The 15,339-nt window shown below is 77.6% G+C and carries 9 protein-coding genes and 1 pseudogene; all 10 read right to left on the reverse strand.

Features of this window, described 5'->3' with window-relative positions; translation table 11 throughout:
* Nucleotides 1–69 precede the first annotated feature (69 nt).
* Nucleotides 70–1,759 (reverse strand): annotated as a pseudogene (cobJ, locus tag ACH4SE_RS26245) (precorrin-3B C(17)-methyltransferase); the annotation flags it as partial.
* A complete protein-coding gene (gene cbiE / locus ACH4SE_RS26250; protein ID WP_398545999.1) occupies nucleotides 1,756–3,030 on the reverse strand; it encodes a precorrin-6y C5,15-methyltransferase (decarboxylating) subunit CbiE in 1,275 nt (424 codons plus the stop codon). The pseudogene cobJ and the gene cbiE, both read right to left, overlap by 4 nt.
* A 91-nt stretch (nucleotides 3,031–3,121) precedes the next feature.
* Nucleotides 3,122–3,922, reverse strand: coding sequence for a precorrin-4 C(11)-methyltransferase (gene cobM, locus ACH4SE_RS26255; protein WP_398545926.1), 801 nt, complete (start codon nucleotides 3,920–3,922; stop codon nucleotides 3,122–3,124).
* 286 nt (nucleotides 3,923–4,208) lie between these two features.
* Nucleotides 4,209–4,958, reverse strand: a complete 750-nt coding sequence (gene cobI / locus ACH4SE_RS26260; protein ID WP_398545927.1) for a precorrin-2 C(20)-methyltransferase — start codon at nucleotides 4,956–4,958, stop codon at nucleotides 4,209–4,211.
* Nucleotides 4,949–6,415, reverse strand: a complete 1,467-nt coding sequence (locus ACH4SE_RS26265) for a cobyrinate a,c-diamide synthase (protein ID WP_398545928.1) — start codon at nucleotides 6,413–6,415, stop codon at nucleotides 4,949–4,951. Before ACH4SE_RS26265 ends, cobI begins: the two co-directional genes overlap by 10 nt.
* On the reverse strand, nucleotides 6,409–7,005 hold the full coding sequence (gene cobO / locus ACH4SE_RS26270; protein ID WP_398545929.1) for a cob(I)yrinic acid a,c-diamide adenosyltransferase: 597 nt from the start codon (nucleotides 7,003–7,005) through the stop codon (nucleotides 6,409–6,411). Before cobO ends, ACH4SE_RS26265 begins: the two co-directional genes overlap by 7 nt.
* Nucleotides 7,005–9,062 carry a putative cobaltochelatase gene (locus ACH4SE_RS26275; RefSeq protein WP_398545930.1) on the reverse strand — a complete coding sequence of 686 codons (2,058 nt, stop codon included), beginning with the start codon at nucleotides 9,060–9,062 and terminating at the stop codon, nucleotides 7,005–7,007. The genes cobO and ACH4SE_RS26275 overlap by 1 nt, the downstream gene beginning before the upstream one ends.
* A 50-nt stretch (nucleotides 9,063–9,112) precedes the next feature.
* Nucleotides 9,113–12,775, reverse strand: coding sequence for a cobaltochelatase subunit CobN (gene cobN / locus ACH4SE_RS26280; RefSeq protein WP_398545931.1), 3,663 nt, complete (start codon nucleotides 12,773–12,775; stop codon nucleotides 9,113–9,115).
* On the reverse strand, nucleotides 12,772–14,253 hold the full coding sequence (locus ACH4SE_RS26285) for a cobyric acid synthase (protein ID WP_398546000.1): 1,482 nt from the start codon (nucleotides 14,251–14,253) through the stop codon (nucleotides 12,772–12,774). The genes cobN and ACH4SE_RS26285 overlap by 4 nt, the downstream gene beginning before the upstream one ends.
* A gap of 8 nt (nucleotides 14,254–14,261) precedes the next feature.
* Nucleotides 14,262–15,254 carry a cobalamin biosynthesis protein gene (locus ACH4SE_RS26290; protein ID WP_398545932.1) on the reverse strand — a complete coding sequence of 331 codons (993 nt, stop codon included), beginning with the start codon at nucleotides 15,252–15,254 and terminating at the stop codon, nucleotides 14,262–14,264.
* Nucleotides 15,255–15,339: the final 85 nt, after the last annotated feature.

Below are 15,339 nucleotides of genomic sequence, written 5' to 3' on the forward strand. Positions count from 1 at the left end.
GCACGGGCGGTACGGCGGGGCGGGGCGGCGCGGCGGGCCGCGGCGGGGCGGACGGGGGAGGCGGCGGCGGGGACTGCCAGCGGTAGCCGCGCGGCGTCACCATGCGGCCCGCGACCACGCGGGAGGCGGTGTTGCCGACCGTCACGACGGTCATCATGTCGACCGCCGCCGGGTCGAGGCCCTCCAGCGTCGTGACCGTCACCTGCTCGCCCGGGCGGGACGCCGACCGCACCACCCCCACCGGGGTGTGCGGCGCGCGGTGCTCCGCCAGCACCGCCAGCGCCTTCGGCAGCTGCCAGTCCCGGCCGCGGCTGCGCGGGTTGTAGAACGTCACGACGAGGTCGGACTCCGCCGCCGCCCGCACCCGGCGCTCGATCACCGGCCACGGGGTGTGCAGGTCCGACAGGCTGATCGACACGTGGTCGTGCCCGAGCGGCGCCCCCAGCAGGGCCGCCGCGGCGAGCGCCGCCGTCACCCCGGGGACGCCCACCACGTCGATGTCGTCCGCGGCCTCCGCGAGCGCCGGCGAGGCCATCGCGTACACGCCCGCGTCGCCGCTGCCGATCAGCGCCACCGCGTGCCCCGCGCGGGCCTCCGCCACGGCGGTACGGGCCCGGGCCTCCTCCGCGCCGAGGCCCGACTCCAGGATCCGGGTGCCCGGCCGCAGCAGGTCGCGGACCTGCGCCACGTACTGGTCGAGACCCACGACCACCGACGCGCGCCGCAGCTCCGCGGCCGCCCGCGGCGTGAGCAGATCCCGGGCCCCCGGCCCGAGCCCCACCACCGCGAGCCGCCCGCGCGGCCGCCGCCGGGCCACCGCGGCGGTGGCCATCGCCGACTTCCGCTTCTCGACGACGAGTTCACCGCCCGGCCCGGCCGCGAGCAGCGCCGCAGCCTCCGCCACGGACGGCGTCCCCACCGCGGCGAGCGGCGCGTCCGATGGGTTCGGCACCCCGACCCCGGCGAGCTCGCCCGCCGCGAACGTCAGCAGCGGCACGCCGAACTCGCCCGCCGCCCCGACGATCCCCGCCTCCTCCTTCTTCGCCTCCACGGTCGCCAGCGCCCACACACTCCGCCGGGCCAGCCCCGCATCCCGCAGCGCCCCCTCGACGAGCCCCACGACCTCCTCCACGGGGACCCCGCGCGACCCCCCGACCCCGACGACGAGTGACGGCGGCCTCACGAACACCGTCCGCTCCCCGCGGGGCCGCACCTCGTCCGTGACCTCGACGACGTGGTCACCGCCGCCAGGGCCCTCCGGGAGCGGGAGGAGGGGGAGGGCGGGCAGGGGCCACCGGGTGGGGCTCAGGAGGTGCACGGGCGTGCCGTCCAGGAGGGCCCGGGTCACCGCGGGGATCGCGCCCTCCGCCGGGTAGGGGAGGGTGTCGAGGGCCGGCGTGCCGGTCACGTCGGTGGCCGTCGTCACGACGGGCACGGACCCGAGCACGGCGGCGACCTCCGCGGCGAGCGCGTTGGCCCCGGCCGCGTGGCCGCCGAGGAGCGCGACGGCGTGCCGGTGCGCCTCGTCCACCGTCACGACCGCCGGATCCGCCGACTTGGACGCCAGCAGCGGCGCGAGCAGCCGTACGGCCGCCCCCGTGGCGAGGAAGACCACGAGCGCGTCGCACTCCGCGAACGCCGCCGCCAGCCGCTCGCCCACCGGCCCGTCGTCGTAGCGGCGGGTGCGGCCGGGCCAGGCGGCGGCGAGCCGCTCGCAGCCGGTCCTGCCCGCCGCGGTGGCGTGGATGAGGCCGATCACGCGGATGCTCCTTCTTCTTCGCCGGGCCGCCGTTCGGCCCACAGCACGAACACCGGGTTCGCGGCGGCGAGCCGCGTCACCCCGCCGGGCAGCGGCGCGAGCCGCGAGGACTGGAGCAGCACCCCGTCCGCAGCGAAGCCCGCGGCACCGAGCGCGGCACGCACCTCCGCGACCCGGTCGACCGCGGCCAGCGTCACCACGACCGCCCGCCGCGCCCGTGCGGCGCACGCGGCGACCACGGCGCCGACCCCGTCCCCGCCACCGCCGACGAACACGGCGTCGGGGTCGGGCAGCCCGTCGAGCACGGCGGGCGCGCGGCCGAGCACGGCCGCGACGTCCACGCCGTGCGCGGCGGCGTTGGCCCGCACCCGCTCCACCGCGTCCGCGTCCTTGTCGACGGCGACGACGGCCGCCCCGAACCGCGCGCACTCCACGGCCACCGAGCCGGATCCGGCGCCGACGTCCCACACCAGCTCGCCCGTACGCGGCCCGAGCCGGGCCAGGGCGAGCGCCCGTACCTCGGACTTGGTGATCATCGAATCCCGGTGGGCGAACGCCTCCTCGGGCAGCGCCCAGCCCGCGGGCGCGGGCGGCGGGCCCGCGACGGTCACGGCGGGCCCGGCCGGCAGCCCCGGCCGCAGGCTCAGGACGACGCTGACCGCCCCGCCCCACTCCCGCCGGGCGGCCTCGCGGGGGGAGACGGCCACGACCGACTCGCCGTCCGAGCCGATGCCGGAGGCCACGACGAGCCGCCGGTCCGCACCGGCGCGGTCGAGCGCGGCGCCGAGTTCGGCGGGCCCGGCGCCGGGGCCGGTCAGCACCGCGGCCTTGCGGTGCGCGAGGCACACGTGGACCGCGGTCCGCAGCGGCCGCCCGTGTGCGCTCACGACGACCGCGTCGTCCCAGCTCAGCCCGACCCGGGCGAAGGCGGCGGCGACGGACGGCACGGACGGCCGCACGTCGAGCGCCGCCGCCCCGAACCGCTCGCCCAGCGCCCGCACGATCCCGAAGTGCCCCGGATCCCCCGACGCCAGCACCACCACCCGCCGCCCGGCGGCGACGTACTCCCCGACGACGTCGAGCGCCGGTGCGAGCGGCCCGAGCACCACCTGCCGCGCGGCGGCGGGCAGTTCCGCGGCCGCCAGGTGCCGCGCACCCCCGACGACGAGCGCGGCGTCCCCTGCGACGACGGCCGCGCCCCCGCCCGTACCGGCACCGACGACGGTGACGAGCCCGCGGGCGGCGGCCCGGTCCGGCGGGGGCTGCGGCATGGCGGGGCGCGGGTCGCCCCCGCCCGGCGCGGCCTGCGCCGCGCGGCCCCCGCCCGCCCGCGCACCGGCGCCCGGCGGCGCGGAGGCGCCCTCAGTCACGGGGGACCCGCAGGTCGCGGCGGGCGGCGGGGTCCGCGCGGCGGAAGCCGTGGAAGTGGCCCGGGTGGTAGAGGTGCGAGCGCGTGCCGGAGGCCGCGAGGGCGGGCCCGACGAGGAAGAGGGTGTGCTTCCAGAGCCGGTGCGCCTTGACCGTCTCCTCCAGCGTGCCCACCGTGCAGTGCAGCAGCAGCTCCTCCGGCCACGTCACCTGGTGCGCGACGATCACCGGGGTCTGCGTCGGGTAGCCGCCCTCCAGCAGCTCCGCCGCGAGCTGGCCGCTGCGGGCCGCGGAGAGGAAGACCGCCATCGTCGTGCCGTGCCGCGCGAACTCCCGTACCTCCTCGCCCGGCGGCATGGGCGTCTTGCCGCCGCCCAGCCGGGTGAGGACGACGGACTGCGCGACCCGCGGGATCGTCAGCTCCCGGCCGGCGCGCGCCGCGACCGCCGAGAAGGACGACACGCCGGGCACGATCTCCACCTCGACGCCCAGCTCCGCGCAGCGGTCCACCTGCTCCTGCGTACCGCCCCACAGCGCCGGGTCCCCCGAGTGCACGCGCGCGCACCGCAGCCCCTCGCGGGCGACGCGCTCGTACACGGCGACGACGTCCTCCAGGGACATCCCCGCCGAGTCCAGGACCTCCGCCCCCTCCCGCGCGTGCTCCAGCACCGCCTCCTGCACGAGGCTCGCCGCCCAGATGACGACGTCCGCCTCGGCGATGGCCCTCGCGGCGCGGAACGTGAGCAGATCCGCGGCCCCGGGCCCCGCCCCGACGATCGTGACCTTGCCCCTCACCGGGCACCCCCGCTCCGGCCGGGCCGGGCGGCCTCGGCGCGCGCCGTGCGGGCGGCGCGGGATCCGGTGGCCGCGGCTGCCGCCGGGACCGGCCCACCGGTTGTGCGCGCATCGCGCGGGGTGGCGGCCGCGCCGGCCCCGGGGGCTGCCGGCCGTGGCCCGCACGCCGTGTGCGGCGGTTCGGGGGCGGCGCCCGCGGGGGTCGAGGCCGCGGCCGTCGGGGCGGGGCCCGGGTGCGGTGCGGCTGCCGCCGGGGCCGCGGGGCGGGCGACGAGCACGGGCCCGTTCACAGCTTTCCTCCTCTTCCGTCCCGCCGGGCGGGGGCGATCAGGGTCGACAGGTACGGCAGCGGGCCGCTGCCCGTCAGGTCCGCGGCGGGGCGGATGGACTCGCCGGGCAGACCCAGCGCACTGCCCCACACCGCGTCGGGCGTGCGGCCGGTGGCGGCGAGGGCGGTCGCGACCTCGGTGGCCAGCCGGCCGAACTTGTAGGCCACCACCGTGCCGGGGCCCTCCAGGGCGGCCTTCAGCACGGCGGCGCCCGCCGTCACCGGGACGAGGGTCAGCGGCTCGGTGCCCTCGGCGAGGACGGCGCCGCTGCGGGCGGCGAGGTCCTGCATGGCCGTGACACCGGGCACGGTCGCGACCGCCAGGCCGGGGACGAGGCCCGCGACGGTCTGGGCGAGATAGGTGAAGGTCGAGTAGACGTTGGGGTCGCCGATCGTGGCGAAGGCGACGGTGCCGTGCGTACGGAGCAGATCGGCGACGCGCTCGCCCGCCGCGTCCCACGCGGCCTCCCGGCGGGCCCGGTCGGCGCGCTCGTTCAGGGCGAAGACGACGCGTACGACGCGCGCGGGCTCCACGTAGTGCAGGACCGTCGCCTCGGCGCGGCCGGTCTCGCCGGTGTCCATCACCGGCACCACCACCACGCCCGCGGCGCGCAGCGCGTTCACGCCCTTGACCGTGACCAGTTCGGGGTCGCCGGGCCCGACCCCGACGCCGGTCAGGCGCCTTCGGGAGGCCTCGTTCAGGTCCATGCGGCACACCTCTCGACGAATCGGGTCGCGAGCGACGGCTCGCCGGCCCAGTGCAGATGCAGATAGGAGGCGTGCACCGCGCCGTCCACGAAGCCCTCGGTACGGCGCTCGGGGTGCGTGAAGCCCCAGGCGGGCGCGGCGCCCGCCGCGGGGGTCACCGCCGTGCGGTGGAACTCGTGCCCGCGCACGCGCGTGCCGGGCGCGGCGAGCAGGCCGCCGCCGTCCCCGTCGCCGTCGAGCGCGACGGCCTCGCGGTAGCCGAGGGTGAGCGTGCCGGTCATCGCGGCGGAGGCGGGCAGCCGGCCGCACATGGGGTGGCCGTCGAGGTCGCGGGAGAGGTAGAGCAGGCCGGCGCACTCCGCGGCGACGGGGCCGCGGAAGCGGGCGATCTCCTCGCGGAGGGGGGAGTTGGCCGAGAGCTCCGCCGCGTAGACCTCCGGGAAGCCGCCGCCGAGGACGAGCCCGCGGGTGCCGGCGGGGAGGGCCTCGTCCGTGAGCGGGTCGAGGGTGACGACGTCCGCCCCGGCGGCGTGCAGGAGTTCCGCCTGCTCGGCGTAGGAGAAGCTGAAGGCCGCGCCGCGGGCGAGGGCGACGACGGGGCGGGCGCGGGTGGGTTCGGTCCCGGCCGCCGGGCGGCGGGCGGGCCGGGTCCGGTCCCCGGCCCCGGTCCCCGGGTTCGGGTCGGCGTGCTCGCCGTCCGGGGCCGCGGCGCGGGCGGGGGAGGGTGCCACCTCCGCCGTCGCGTCCCAGGGGGCGGCCGCCGGCGGCGGGGCCGTGCGCGCCAGCGCCAGGAGCATGGCGAGGTCGCAGGACTCGCGGACCCGTTCCGCCGCCGCGCGGACGAACGCGCGGGCCGCCGCCGCGCGTTCGGCGGCGGGGACGAGGCCGAGGTGGCGGGAGGGGACGGCGAGTTCGGCGCCGCGGGGGAGCGCGCCGGCGCAGGGGACGCCGGCCTCCTCCAGCGCGTCGCGCAGCATCCGCTCGTGGCGCGGCGAGGCCACCTTGTTGAGGACCACCGCCCCGACCCGCACACGCGGGTCGAAGGTCGTGAAGCCGTGCACGAGCGCGGCGACCGACCGCGCCTGCGCCGAGGCGTCGACGACGAGCACGACGGGCGCCCGCAGCAGCGTCGCCACCTGCGCGGTGGAGCCCAGCTCACCGCGCCCGGCGGCGCCGTCGAAGAGGCCCATGACGCCCTCGACGACGGCGAGGTCGCAGCCTTCGGCGGCATGGCGGAAGAGCGGCACGACGCGGTGCTCGCCGCACAGGAAGGGGTCGAGGTTGCGGCCCGGGCGCCCGGTAGCGAGGGCGTGGTAGCCGGGGTCGATGTAGTCGGGGCCCACCTTGTGCGGGGAGACGGCGTGGCCGGCCTGCGCGTACGCGGCCATGAGGCCGGTGGCGACGGTGGTCTTGCCGGAACCGGACGCGGGCGCGGCGACGACGAGGCGGGCTACCACTCGATCCCCCTCTGGCCCTTCTGGCCCGCGTCCATGGGGTGCTTGACCTTGGTCATGTCGGTGACGAGGTCGGCGGCGGCGACCAGTTCGGCGGGCGCGTCGCGCCCGGTGACGACGACGTGCTGGGTGCCGGGCCGCTCCCGCAGCACCGCGACGACCTCGGCGGTGTCGACCCACCCCCACGTCATCGGGTACGCGAACTCGTCCAGCACGTACAGCCGGTACGTCTGCGCGGCCAGGTCGCGCTTGACCTGTTCCCAGCCCTCGCGCGCCGCCTCCTCGCTGCTCTCCGGTGAGCGCTGCACCCACGACCAGCCCTCGCCCATCTTGTGCCAGGCCACCGTGCCGCCCTCGCCGGAGGCACCCAGCACACGCAGCGCGCGCTCCTCGCCGACCCGCCACTTCGCGGACTTGACGAACTGGAACACCCCCACCGGCCAGCCCTGGTTCCAGGCGCGCAGCGCGAGCCCGAAGGCGGCCGTCGACTTCCCCTTGCCGGTGCCGGTGTGCACGATCGTCAGCGGGCGGTTGCGGCGCTGCCGCGTCGTCAGGCCGTCGTCGGGTACGGAGGCCGGCTGTCCCTGCGGCATCAGGCGGCCCTCCGGAAGTCCTTGACCAGGGCCGACACCGTGTCGGCCCGCAGTTCGTCGAGCGTCACCGCGACCCCGCCGAGGTCGGTGGCGAGCGCGCCGGCGAGCCCGAGGCGCACGGGACCGGACTCGCAGTCCACGACGACCGCGGCCGTGCCCGTCGCGGCGAGCAGCCGGGCGGCGCGCGCGGCGTGCGCGACCGGCTCGGGGCCGCCGGTGGCCCGCCCGTCCGTCACGACGACGAGCAGCGCGCGCCGCGCCGGGTCGCGCAGCCGCTCGACGCGCAGCACGTCGTGCGCCTTGAGCAGCCCCGCGGCGAGCGGGGTGCGGCCGCCGGTGGGCAGCCGCTCCAGCCGCGCGGCGCCCGCGTCCACCGAGGACGTCGGCGGGAGTGCCAGTTCGGCGTCCCCGCCGCGGAAGGTGACCAGGCCGATCTTGTCGCGCCGCTGGTAGGCGTCCAGCAGCAGCGACAGCACCGCGCCCTTGACCGCCGACATCCGCTGCCGGGCGGCCATCGAGCCGGAGGCGTCGACGGCGAAGAGGACGAGGTTGCCCTCCCGGCCCTCGCGTACGGCCTCGCGCAGGTCGTCCGCGCGCACCACGATCCCGGGCCCGCGGCGCCCGCGGGCCCGCTGGTGGGGGGCCGCGGCCCGCACGGTCGCGGCCAGGTGCAGCGTGCCGAGGGCGCCGTGCGGGCGCCGCGCGCCGGTGGTGCGGCCGTAGGCGGTACGGGCGCGGGAGCGGCGGCCGGCCGCGCCCTCGCCGAGGCCGGGGACGGCCAGCGGGCGCACCCGGAAGGGCGTGGCGGCGGCCGCCGCGGGCTGCTCGCGGGGGGAGCCGGAGCCGCTCTCGGCACCGGTCGCGGAGGGGCTCGCGCCGGATCCGCCCGGTCCGGGGGAGGGGTCCGCCGTGCCGCCCGCGTCCGCGCGGCCGTCCGCGGGCTGCGGGGGCTCGCCTCCGCCGCCGCCTCCTCCGCCGGGGCCGTCGCCGTCGCCGTCGGGGTCCGGGTCGTCGCCGGGGCCGGTGTCCGGGCCGTCGGGCCCGGACCGCGCCGCGGCCTCGGCGAGCGCCTCGTCGAGGGTGTCCTGGTCGAGTCCCGGCGCGTCGAAGGGGTTGCGGCGGCGCCGGTGCGGCAGCGCGAGCAGCGCCGCCTGCCGGACGTCCTCGGCCAGCACGGCCGTGCGGCCCGCCCACGCGGCGAGCGCGGTCGCGGTGCGGGCCATCACGATGTCCGCGCGCATGCCGTCGACCTCGAAGGCCGCGCAGGTCGCCGCGATCTGCCGCAGTGCGGCGTCGCCGAGCCGCACCGCGGGCAGCAGGGCCCGCGCGGCCGCGATGCGCTCGCGGACCTCCTGCTCCCGCGCCGCCCAGTGGCCGGCGAAGCCCGCCGGATCGGCGTCGTAGGCCAGCCGCCGCCGGACGACCTCCACGCGCTCGTCGGTGTCGCGGGACGCCGCGACCTCGACGGTCAGCCCGAAGCGGTCCAGCAGCTGCGGGCGCAGCTCGCCCTCCTCGGGGTTCATCGTGCCGACGAGCAGGAAACGGGCGGCGTGCGTGACGGACACGCCCTCGCGCTCGACGTGGCTCGCGCCCATCGCGGCGGCGTCCAGCAGCAGGTCGACCAGGTGGTCGTGCAGCAGGTTGACCTCGTCGACGTAGAGGATGCCGCGGTGCGCGGCCGCGAGCAGGCCCGGCTCGAAGGCCTTCACGCCCTCGGTGAGGGCGCGTTCGAGGTCGAGGGCGCCGACGAGGCGGTCCTCCGAGGCGCCGACCGGCAGTTCCACGAGCCGCGCCGGGCGGTCCAGCGCGCCCCCGTCCGCCGGGTGCGGGCCGTCCGGGCACGCGGGATCGGCGGAGCCCGGTTCGCACGAGAACCGGCAGCCGGGGACGACGCGGACGGGGGGCAGCAGCGCCGCCGTCGCCCGTACCGCGGTCGACTTGGCGGTGCCCTTCTCGCCGCGCACCAGCACGCCGCCCACCGCGGGAGAGACGGCGTTGAGCACGAGTGCGAGCCGCAGCTCCTCCTGCCCCACCAGGGCACTGAACGGGTACGTCACGCTTCCTCCTCCGTCCGGACGCGGCCGCCCGCCGGCGGCGGTGGACACGCTCACGACTCCCCCTCCAGGTCGCCTTCCAGCGCGAGGTAGGTCTCGCGCAGGCGGGCGAGCGTCCCCGGGTCCGGGGACGCCCACAGGCCGCGGTCCGCCGCTTCGAGCAGCCGCTCCGAGATCCCGCGCAGCGCCCACGGGTTGGACTTCCGCATGAAGTCGGCGTTCTGCGCGTCGAAGACGTATTCGGCGGCGAGCCGCTCGTACATCCAGTCGTCCACGACGCCGGCCGTCGCGTCGTAGCCGAAGAGGTAGTCGACGGTCGCGGCCATCTCGAAGGCGCCCTTGTAGCCGTGCCGCCGCATCGCAGCCATCCAGCGGGGGTTGACGACCCGGGCGCGGAAGACGCGGTGGGTCTCCTCGCCGAGGGTGCGGGTGCGGATCTGGTCGGTGAGGGCGCTGTCGCCGACGTAGGCCTCGGGGGAGGTGCCGGTGAGGTGGCGCACCATCGCGACCATGCCGCCGTGGTACTGGAAGTAGTCGTCGGCGTCGACGAGGTCGTGCTCGCGCGTGTCGACGTTCTTCGCGGCGACCTGGATGCGCCGGAAGGCGGCCTCCATGTCGCCGCGCGCGGCGCGCCCGTCGAGGCCGCGGCCGTAGGCGTAGCCGCCCCACACCGCGTAGACCTCGGCGAGGTCGGCGTCCGAGCGCCAGTTGCGGGCGTCGATGAGCGGCAGCAGGCCGGCCCCGTAGGCGCCGGGCCTGGAGCCGAAGACGCGGGCGGTGGCGCGGCGCCGGTCGCCGTGCGCGGCGGTGTCCTCGTCGGCGTGCGCGCGCACGTAGTTGGTGTCCGGGCCCTCGTCGAGTTCGGCGACGGCCCGCACCGCGTCGTCGATCAGGGCGACGACGTGCGGGAAGGCGTCGCGGAAGAAGCCGGAGATGCGCACGGTGACGTCGATGCGCGGACGGCCCAGCTCGGCGGCCGGGACGACCTCGAAGCCGGTCACGCGGCGGGAGGCGTCGTCCCACACCGGGCGGCAGCCCAGCAGCGCCAGGATCTCGGCGATGTCGTCGCCCTGGGTGCGCATGCAGGAGGTGCCCCACACCGTCAGGCCCACGGACCTCGGGTAGGCGCCGTGGTCGGCGAGGTGCCGGGCGAGCAGCGATTCGGCGAGCGCGGACCCGACGTCCCACGACAGCCGCGACGGGATCGCCTTGGGGTCCACGGAGTAGAAGTTGCGCCCGGTCGGCAGCACGTTGACCAGGCCCCGGGTGGGCGAGCCGGACGGGCCCGCGGGCACGTAGCCGCCGCGCAGCGCCCGCAGGACGTTGTCCAGTTCGTCACCGGTGCGGTCCAGTCGCGGCACGACCTCGGTGGCGGCGAAGTCCAGCACCCGTACCGCGGCGGGGACGTCGGCGCCGAGCACGTCGCGTACGGTCGGCGCCGCGGCCTCCGGCGCCCAGCCGCACCGCTCCATCGCCTCGGCGAGCCGCCGCGCGACCTGCTCCAGCAGATCGACGGCGTCGGAGGCGGTACGGGCGGGGCCGTCCGCGAGCGCGGTCAACGCCGCCGGTACGGTGACCCGTTCACCCGGCGCGGCCAGCAACTCCTTCTCCACCAGCCCGACGTGCTCGGCGAGCGCGGCCCGCAGCCCCGGCACGGCGCCGCCCCTGCCGCCCCACACCTGCGCCGAACGCAGCACGGCCAGCACGAGGTTGACGCGCGCCTCGGCGACGGGACCTGAGCCCAGGACGTGCAGGCCGTCACGGATCTGCACGTCCTTGATCTCGCACAGCCAGCCGTCGACGTGCAGCACGAAGTCGTCGAAGTCGTCCTCGCCGGGCTGCTCGTCGACGTGCAGGTCCCGGTGCAGCTCGGCGGCCCGCACCAGCTCCCAGATCCGGCCGCGGATCGCCGGGGCCTTCGCCGGGTCCAGGTCGTTCACCAGCGCGTACTCGTCGAGGAGCTGCTCCAGCTTCGCCAGGTCGCCGTAGGAGTCGGCGCGCGCCATGGGCGGCACCAGGTGGTCGACGACGGTGGCGTGGCCGCGCCGCTTGGCCTGCGTGCCCTCGCCCGGGTCGTTGACGATGAAGGGGTAGACGAGCGGGATCTCGCCGAGCACCGCGTCCGGCGCGCACCCGGCGGACAGGCCCAGGCCCTTGCCGGGCAGCCACTCCAGCGTGCCGTGCTTGCCCAGGTGCACGATCGCGTCGGCGCCGAAGGTGTGGTCGAGCCAGCGGTACGCCGCCAGGTAGTGGTGCGAGGGCGGCATGGCGGGGTCGTGGTAGATCGCGATCGGGTTCTCGCCGAAGCCGCGCGGCGGCTGGATGAGCACCACGACGTTGCCGAACCGCAGCGACGCCAGCACGATGTCGTCGCCGTCCACGTAGAGCGAGCCCGGCGGCTCGCCCCAGTGCTCCAGCATCGACGCGCGCAGCTCCCCGTCCAGCCGGCCGAACCAGCGCCGGTAGTCGGCGAGCGGCACCCGCGCCGGGGCGGCGGCGAGCTGCTCCTCGGTCAGCCACTCCACGTCGTGCCCGCCGGCGGCGATCAGCCGGTGGATCAGCTCGTCGCCGTCCTCGGGGTGTTCCCCGGTGTCGTAGCCGGCCGCCCGCAGCCGGTCCAGCAACCGCACGGCGGAGGCGGGGGTGTCCAGGCCCACCGCGTTGCCGACCCGGGAGTGCTTGGTCGGGTAGGCGGTGAAGACCAGCGCGACCTTCCTGTCCGCGTTCGGGGTGTGCCGCAGGGCCGCGTACCGTACGGCGATGCCCGCGACGCGCGCGGCCCGCTCCGGATCGGCCACGTACACCGGCACGTCGCCCTCGCCGGTCTCCTTGAAGGAGAAGGGCACGGTGATCAGCCGCCCGTCGAACTCCGGGATCGCGACCTGCATCGCCGCGTCCATCGGCGACAGCGCCGCGTCCGACTGCTGCCAGGCCGCGCGCGAGGAGGTCAGGCACAGGCCCTGGAGCACGGGCACGTCGAGACCGGCGAGCGCGCCGACGTCCCACGCCTCGTCGTCGCCGCCCGCCGAGGCGTCCGCGGCGACCGTGCCGCCGGAGGCCAGCACCGTCGCCACGATCGCGTCCGCCCGCCCCAGCAGCGCGAAGAGCGCCGGGTCCGCGCCGCGCAGCGAACCGCAGTACACCGGGAGGGCATCGGCGCCGCGGGCCTCGATCGCGTCGCACAGGGTGTCCACGAAGGCGGTGTTGCCGGACAGTTCGTGCGCCCGGTAGAAGAGCACCGCCACCGTGGGCCGCGCCGGGTCGGGGGCACGCTCCTCGCCGTGCACCCCGAACTGCGGCATGGCGCACGGCGGGTCGAAGCCCTCGCCGCTCATCAGCACCGTGTCGGACAGGAAGCGCGCCAGCTCCGCCAGATTCGCCGGGCCGCCCTCCACGAGGTAGCGCAGCGCCTCCGCGACGACACCCGCGGGCACCGTCGACAGGGCCATCAGTTCCGCGTCCGGCACGCTCTCGCCGCCCAGCAGCACCGACGGCACCCCGGACGCCGCGACCGCCGCGAGGCCCTCCTCCCACGCCCGGCGCCCGCCCAGCAGCCGCACCACGACGACGTCGGCGCCCGCCAGCAGCCCGGGCAGGTCGCAGACCGGGTCCACCCGGGAGGGGTTGGCGATGCGGTAGTCGGCGCCGCCGCCGGTGGCGGCGCGGGCGGCGAGCAGGTCGGTGTCGGCGGTGGACAGCAGCAGAACGGTCGTCATGGTGCCCCCGGTGGGACGAAGGGGAGGCCGGCGGGAGCGCCGTCCTCGATGAGCCGCAGCAGCGCGGTGGTGTCCAGGTGCTCGGCGACCATGTCGGCGAGCCGGTCGAGCCGCGCCTCGCGCAGCGCGGCGAAGTCCGTGTCCGGCGCGGGCTCGAAGGCGCGGCCCGCGACCGCGGCCACCTTGCGCAGGAAGGCCCGGCGGAAGCCGTCCGATTCGAGCGAGCCGTGCCAGTGCGTGCCCCACACCGCGCCGGCCCGCAGGCCGTCGAGGAACGGTTCGCCGCCGGCGCCGAGTTCGGCCACGCCGTGGTGGATCTCGTAGCCCTCGACGGGCTCGCCGTACTCCCGTCCGCTGGGCCGGGCGAGCGTCTTGGCGGCGGCGAAGCGCACCCGGACGGGCAGCAGCGCGAGGCCGCGGACCGTACCGGCCTTCGACTCGACGTCGTCCTCGATGCGTTCGCCCAGGATCTGGAAGCCGCCGCAGATGCCCAGCACCGGGCGGCCGCCGGCCGCCCGGCGCTCCACCGCCGCCGCGAGGCCGCGGGCGCGCAGCCACTCCAGCGCCCGCACCGTGCCCCGGGTGCCCGGCAGCACCACCAGGTCGGCGGCGGCGACGTCCGCGGGCCGGTCGGTGAAGCGCACCTCCACGCCGGGTTCGGCGGCGAGGGCGTCCAGGTCCGTGAAGTTCGACATGAGCGGCAGCGGCACCACCGCGACCCGCAGCGTCTCGCGCCCGTACGGCTCGCCCGCCGCGTGCTCGCGGACGTGCAGGCCGTCCTCCTCGTCGATGCCCAGGCCCCGCTCGTACGGCAGCACGCCCAGCACCGGGCGGCCGGTCAGCCCGCGCAGCATCTCCAGGCCCGGCTCCAGCAGCGTCACGTCACCGCGGAACTTGTTCACCACGTAGCCCGCGAGCAGCGCCTGCTCCTGCGGCGGCAGCAGCGCGGTCGTCCCGAAGAACGCCGCGAAGACGCCGCCGCGGTCGATGTCGCCCACCAGCAGCGCGGGCAGCTTCGCGCGGTGCGCCAGGCCCAGGTTGACGATGTCGGTACGCCGCAGGTTGATCTCCGCGGGGCTCCCGGCGCCCTCGCAGACCACCGCGTCGTACGAACGCGCCAGCTGCGCCAGGCAGTCGGCGACGACGTCCACCAACTCGCCCTGGAAACCGCCGTCGCCGTGGTAGCCGCGGGCCGACATCTCGCCGACCGGCCTGCCCAGCAGCACCACCTGGCTGCTGCGGTCGCCGCCCGGCTTGAGCAGCACCGGGTTCATGAGCGCGGACGGCTCCACGCGCGCGGCCTGCGCCTGCACCGCCTGCGCCCGCCCGATCTCCGCGCCGTCGCGCGTCACGAAGGAGTTGAGTGACATGTTCTGCCCCTTGAACGGGGCGACCCGCACACCCTGCCGCGCCAGGAACCGGCAGATCCCCGCGGTGACGACGCTCTTCCCCGCGTCCGACGCGGTGCCCGCGACCATGAGGCCCTTCACGCCGCCTCCCCCCGCCGTGCCCCGGGTACCGCCGGGCCGCTCGCACGGGCCTGCCGCCGCGGCGGCAGGAGGGAGCGGGCGGTGAGGGTCAGGGCCAGGGACAGGAAGGCCACCCGGCGGGACAGGGCGACGGCGCGCTCGATGTCGGGCACCGACGGGGGCGGGAACTCCGCGCCCAGGACGGGACGGTGCTCGGTGCGGCCCGCGTAGGAGAGGGTGCCGCCCAGGCGGACGCGGAGGGCCCCGGCGAAGGCGGCCTCCACCGGGCCCGCGTTGGGGCTCGGATGGGCGGCGGCGTCGCGGCGCCAGGTGCGCCAGGCGGTGCCCGGGTGCGGCCCCGCGAGGACGGCGAGGGCCGCGGTGAGGCGGGCGCCGGGCCAGCCCGCCGCGTCGTCGAGCCGCGCCGCGGCCCAGCCGAACCGCAGGTGGCGCGGGGAGCGGTGGCCCACCATCGCGTCCAGCGTGTTGGCGGCGCGGAATCCGGCGAGCCCGGCGGGCCCCGCGGCCGCCCCCCACACCAGGGCGCCGACGACCGCGTCGGAGGTGTTCTCGGCGACGGACTCGACGACCGCGCGGGCGATCTGGGCGGCGTCCAGGTGCTGCGGGTCGCGCCCGCACAGGTGCGGCAGCCGGGCCCGGGCCGCGTCGAGGTCCCCCGCGTCGAGCGCGGCGCCCACCGTGCGGGCCTCGCGGGCCAGCGAGGTGCCGCCGAGGACCGCCCAGGTGCAGGCGGCCGTGAGCGCGGTGGAGGCGGTCCGGGAGCGGCGGGCGGCACGTGCGGCGAGCCCGGCGGCGCAGGCCGCGGACCCGGCGCACAGTGCCGCGTACACGGCACCGGCCGGCCGGCCGTCACGCCACATCCGGCGTTCCAGCGCCCCCGCCGCGCGCCCGAACGCCGCGACCGGGTGGCCGCGGCGCGGGTCACCCGCGACGAGATCGCCGAGAAAGCCGAGTGCGGCGCCGTACGCGTAGGTGCGATCGGCACGCATCGCTCAGACCGCCGTCACCCCTGGGAGGGACGGAGTGGTGCGGACCGCTGGGGGAATGGCGCCGGGCATGGCTGTTGTCCTCACT

The organism is Streptomyces sp. NPDC020983, assembly GCF_044333485.1.
Taxonomy (GTDB): Bacteria; Actinomycetota; Actinomycetes; order Streptomycetales; family Streptomycetaceae; genus Actinacidiphila.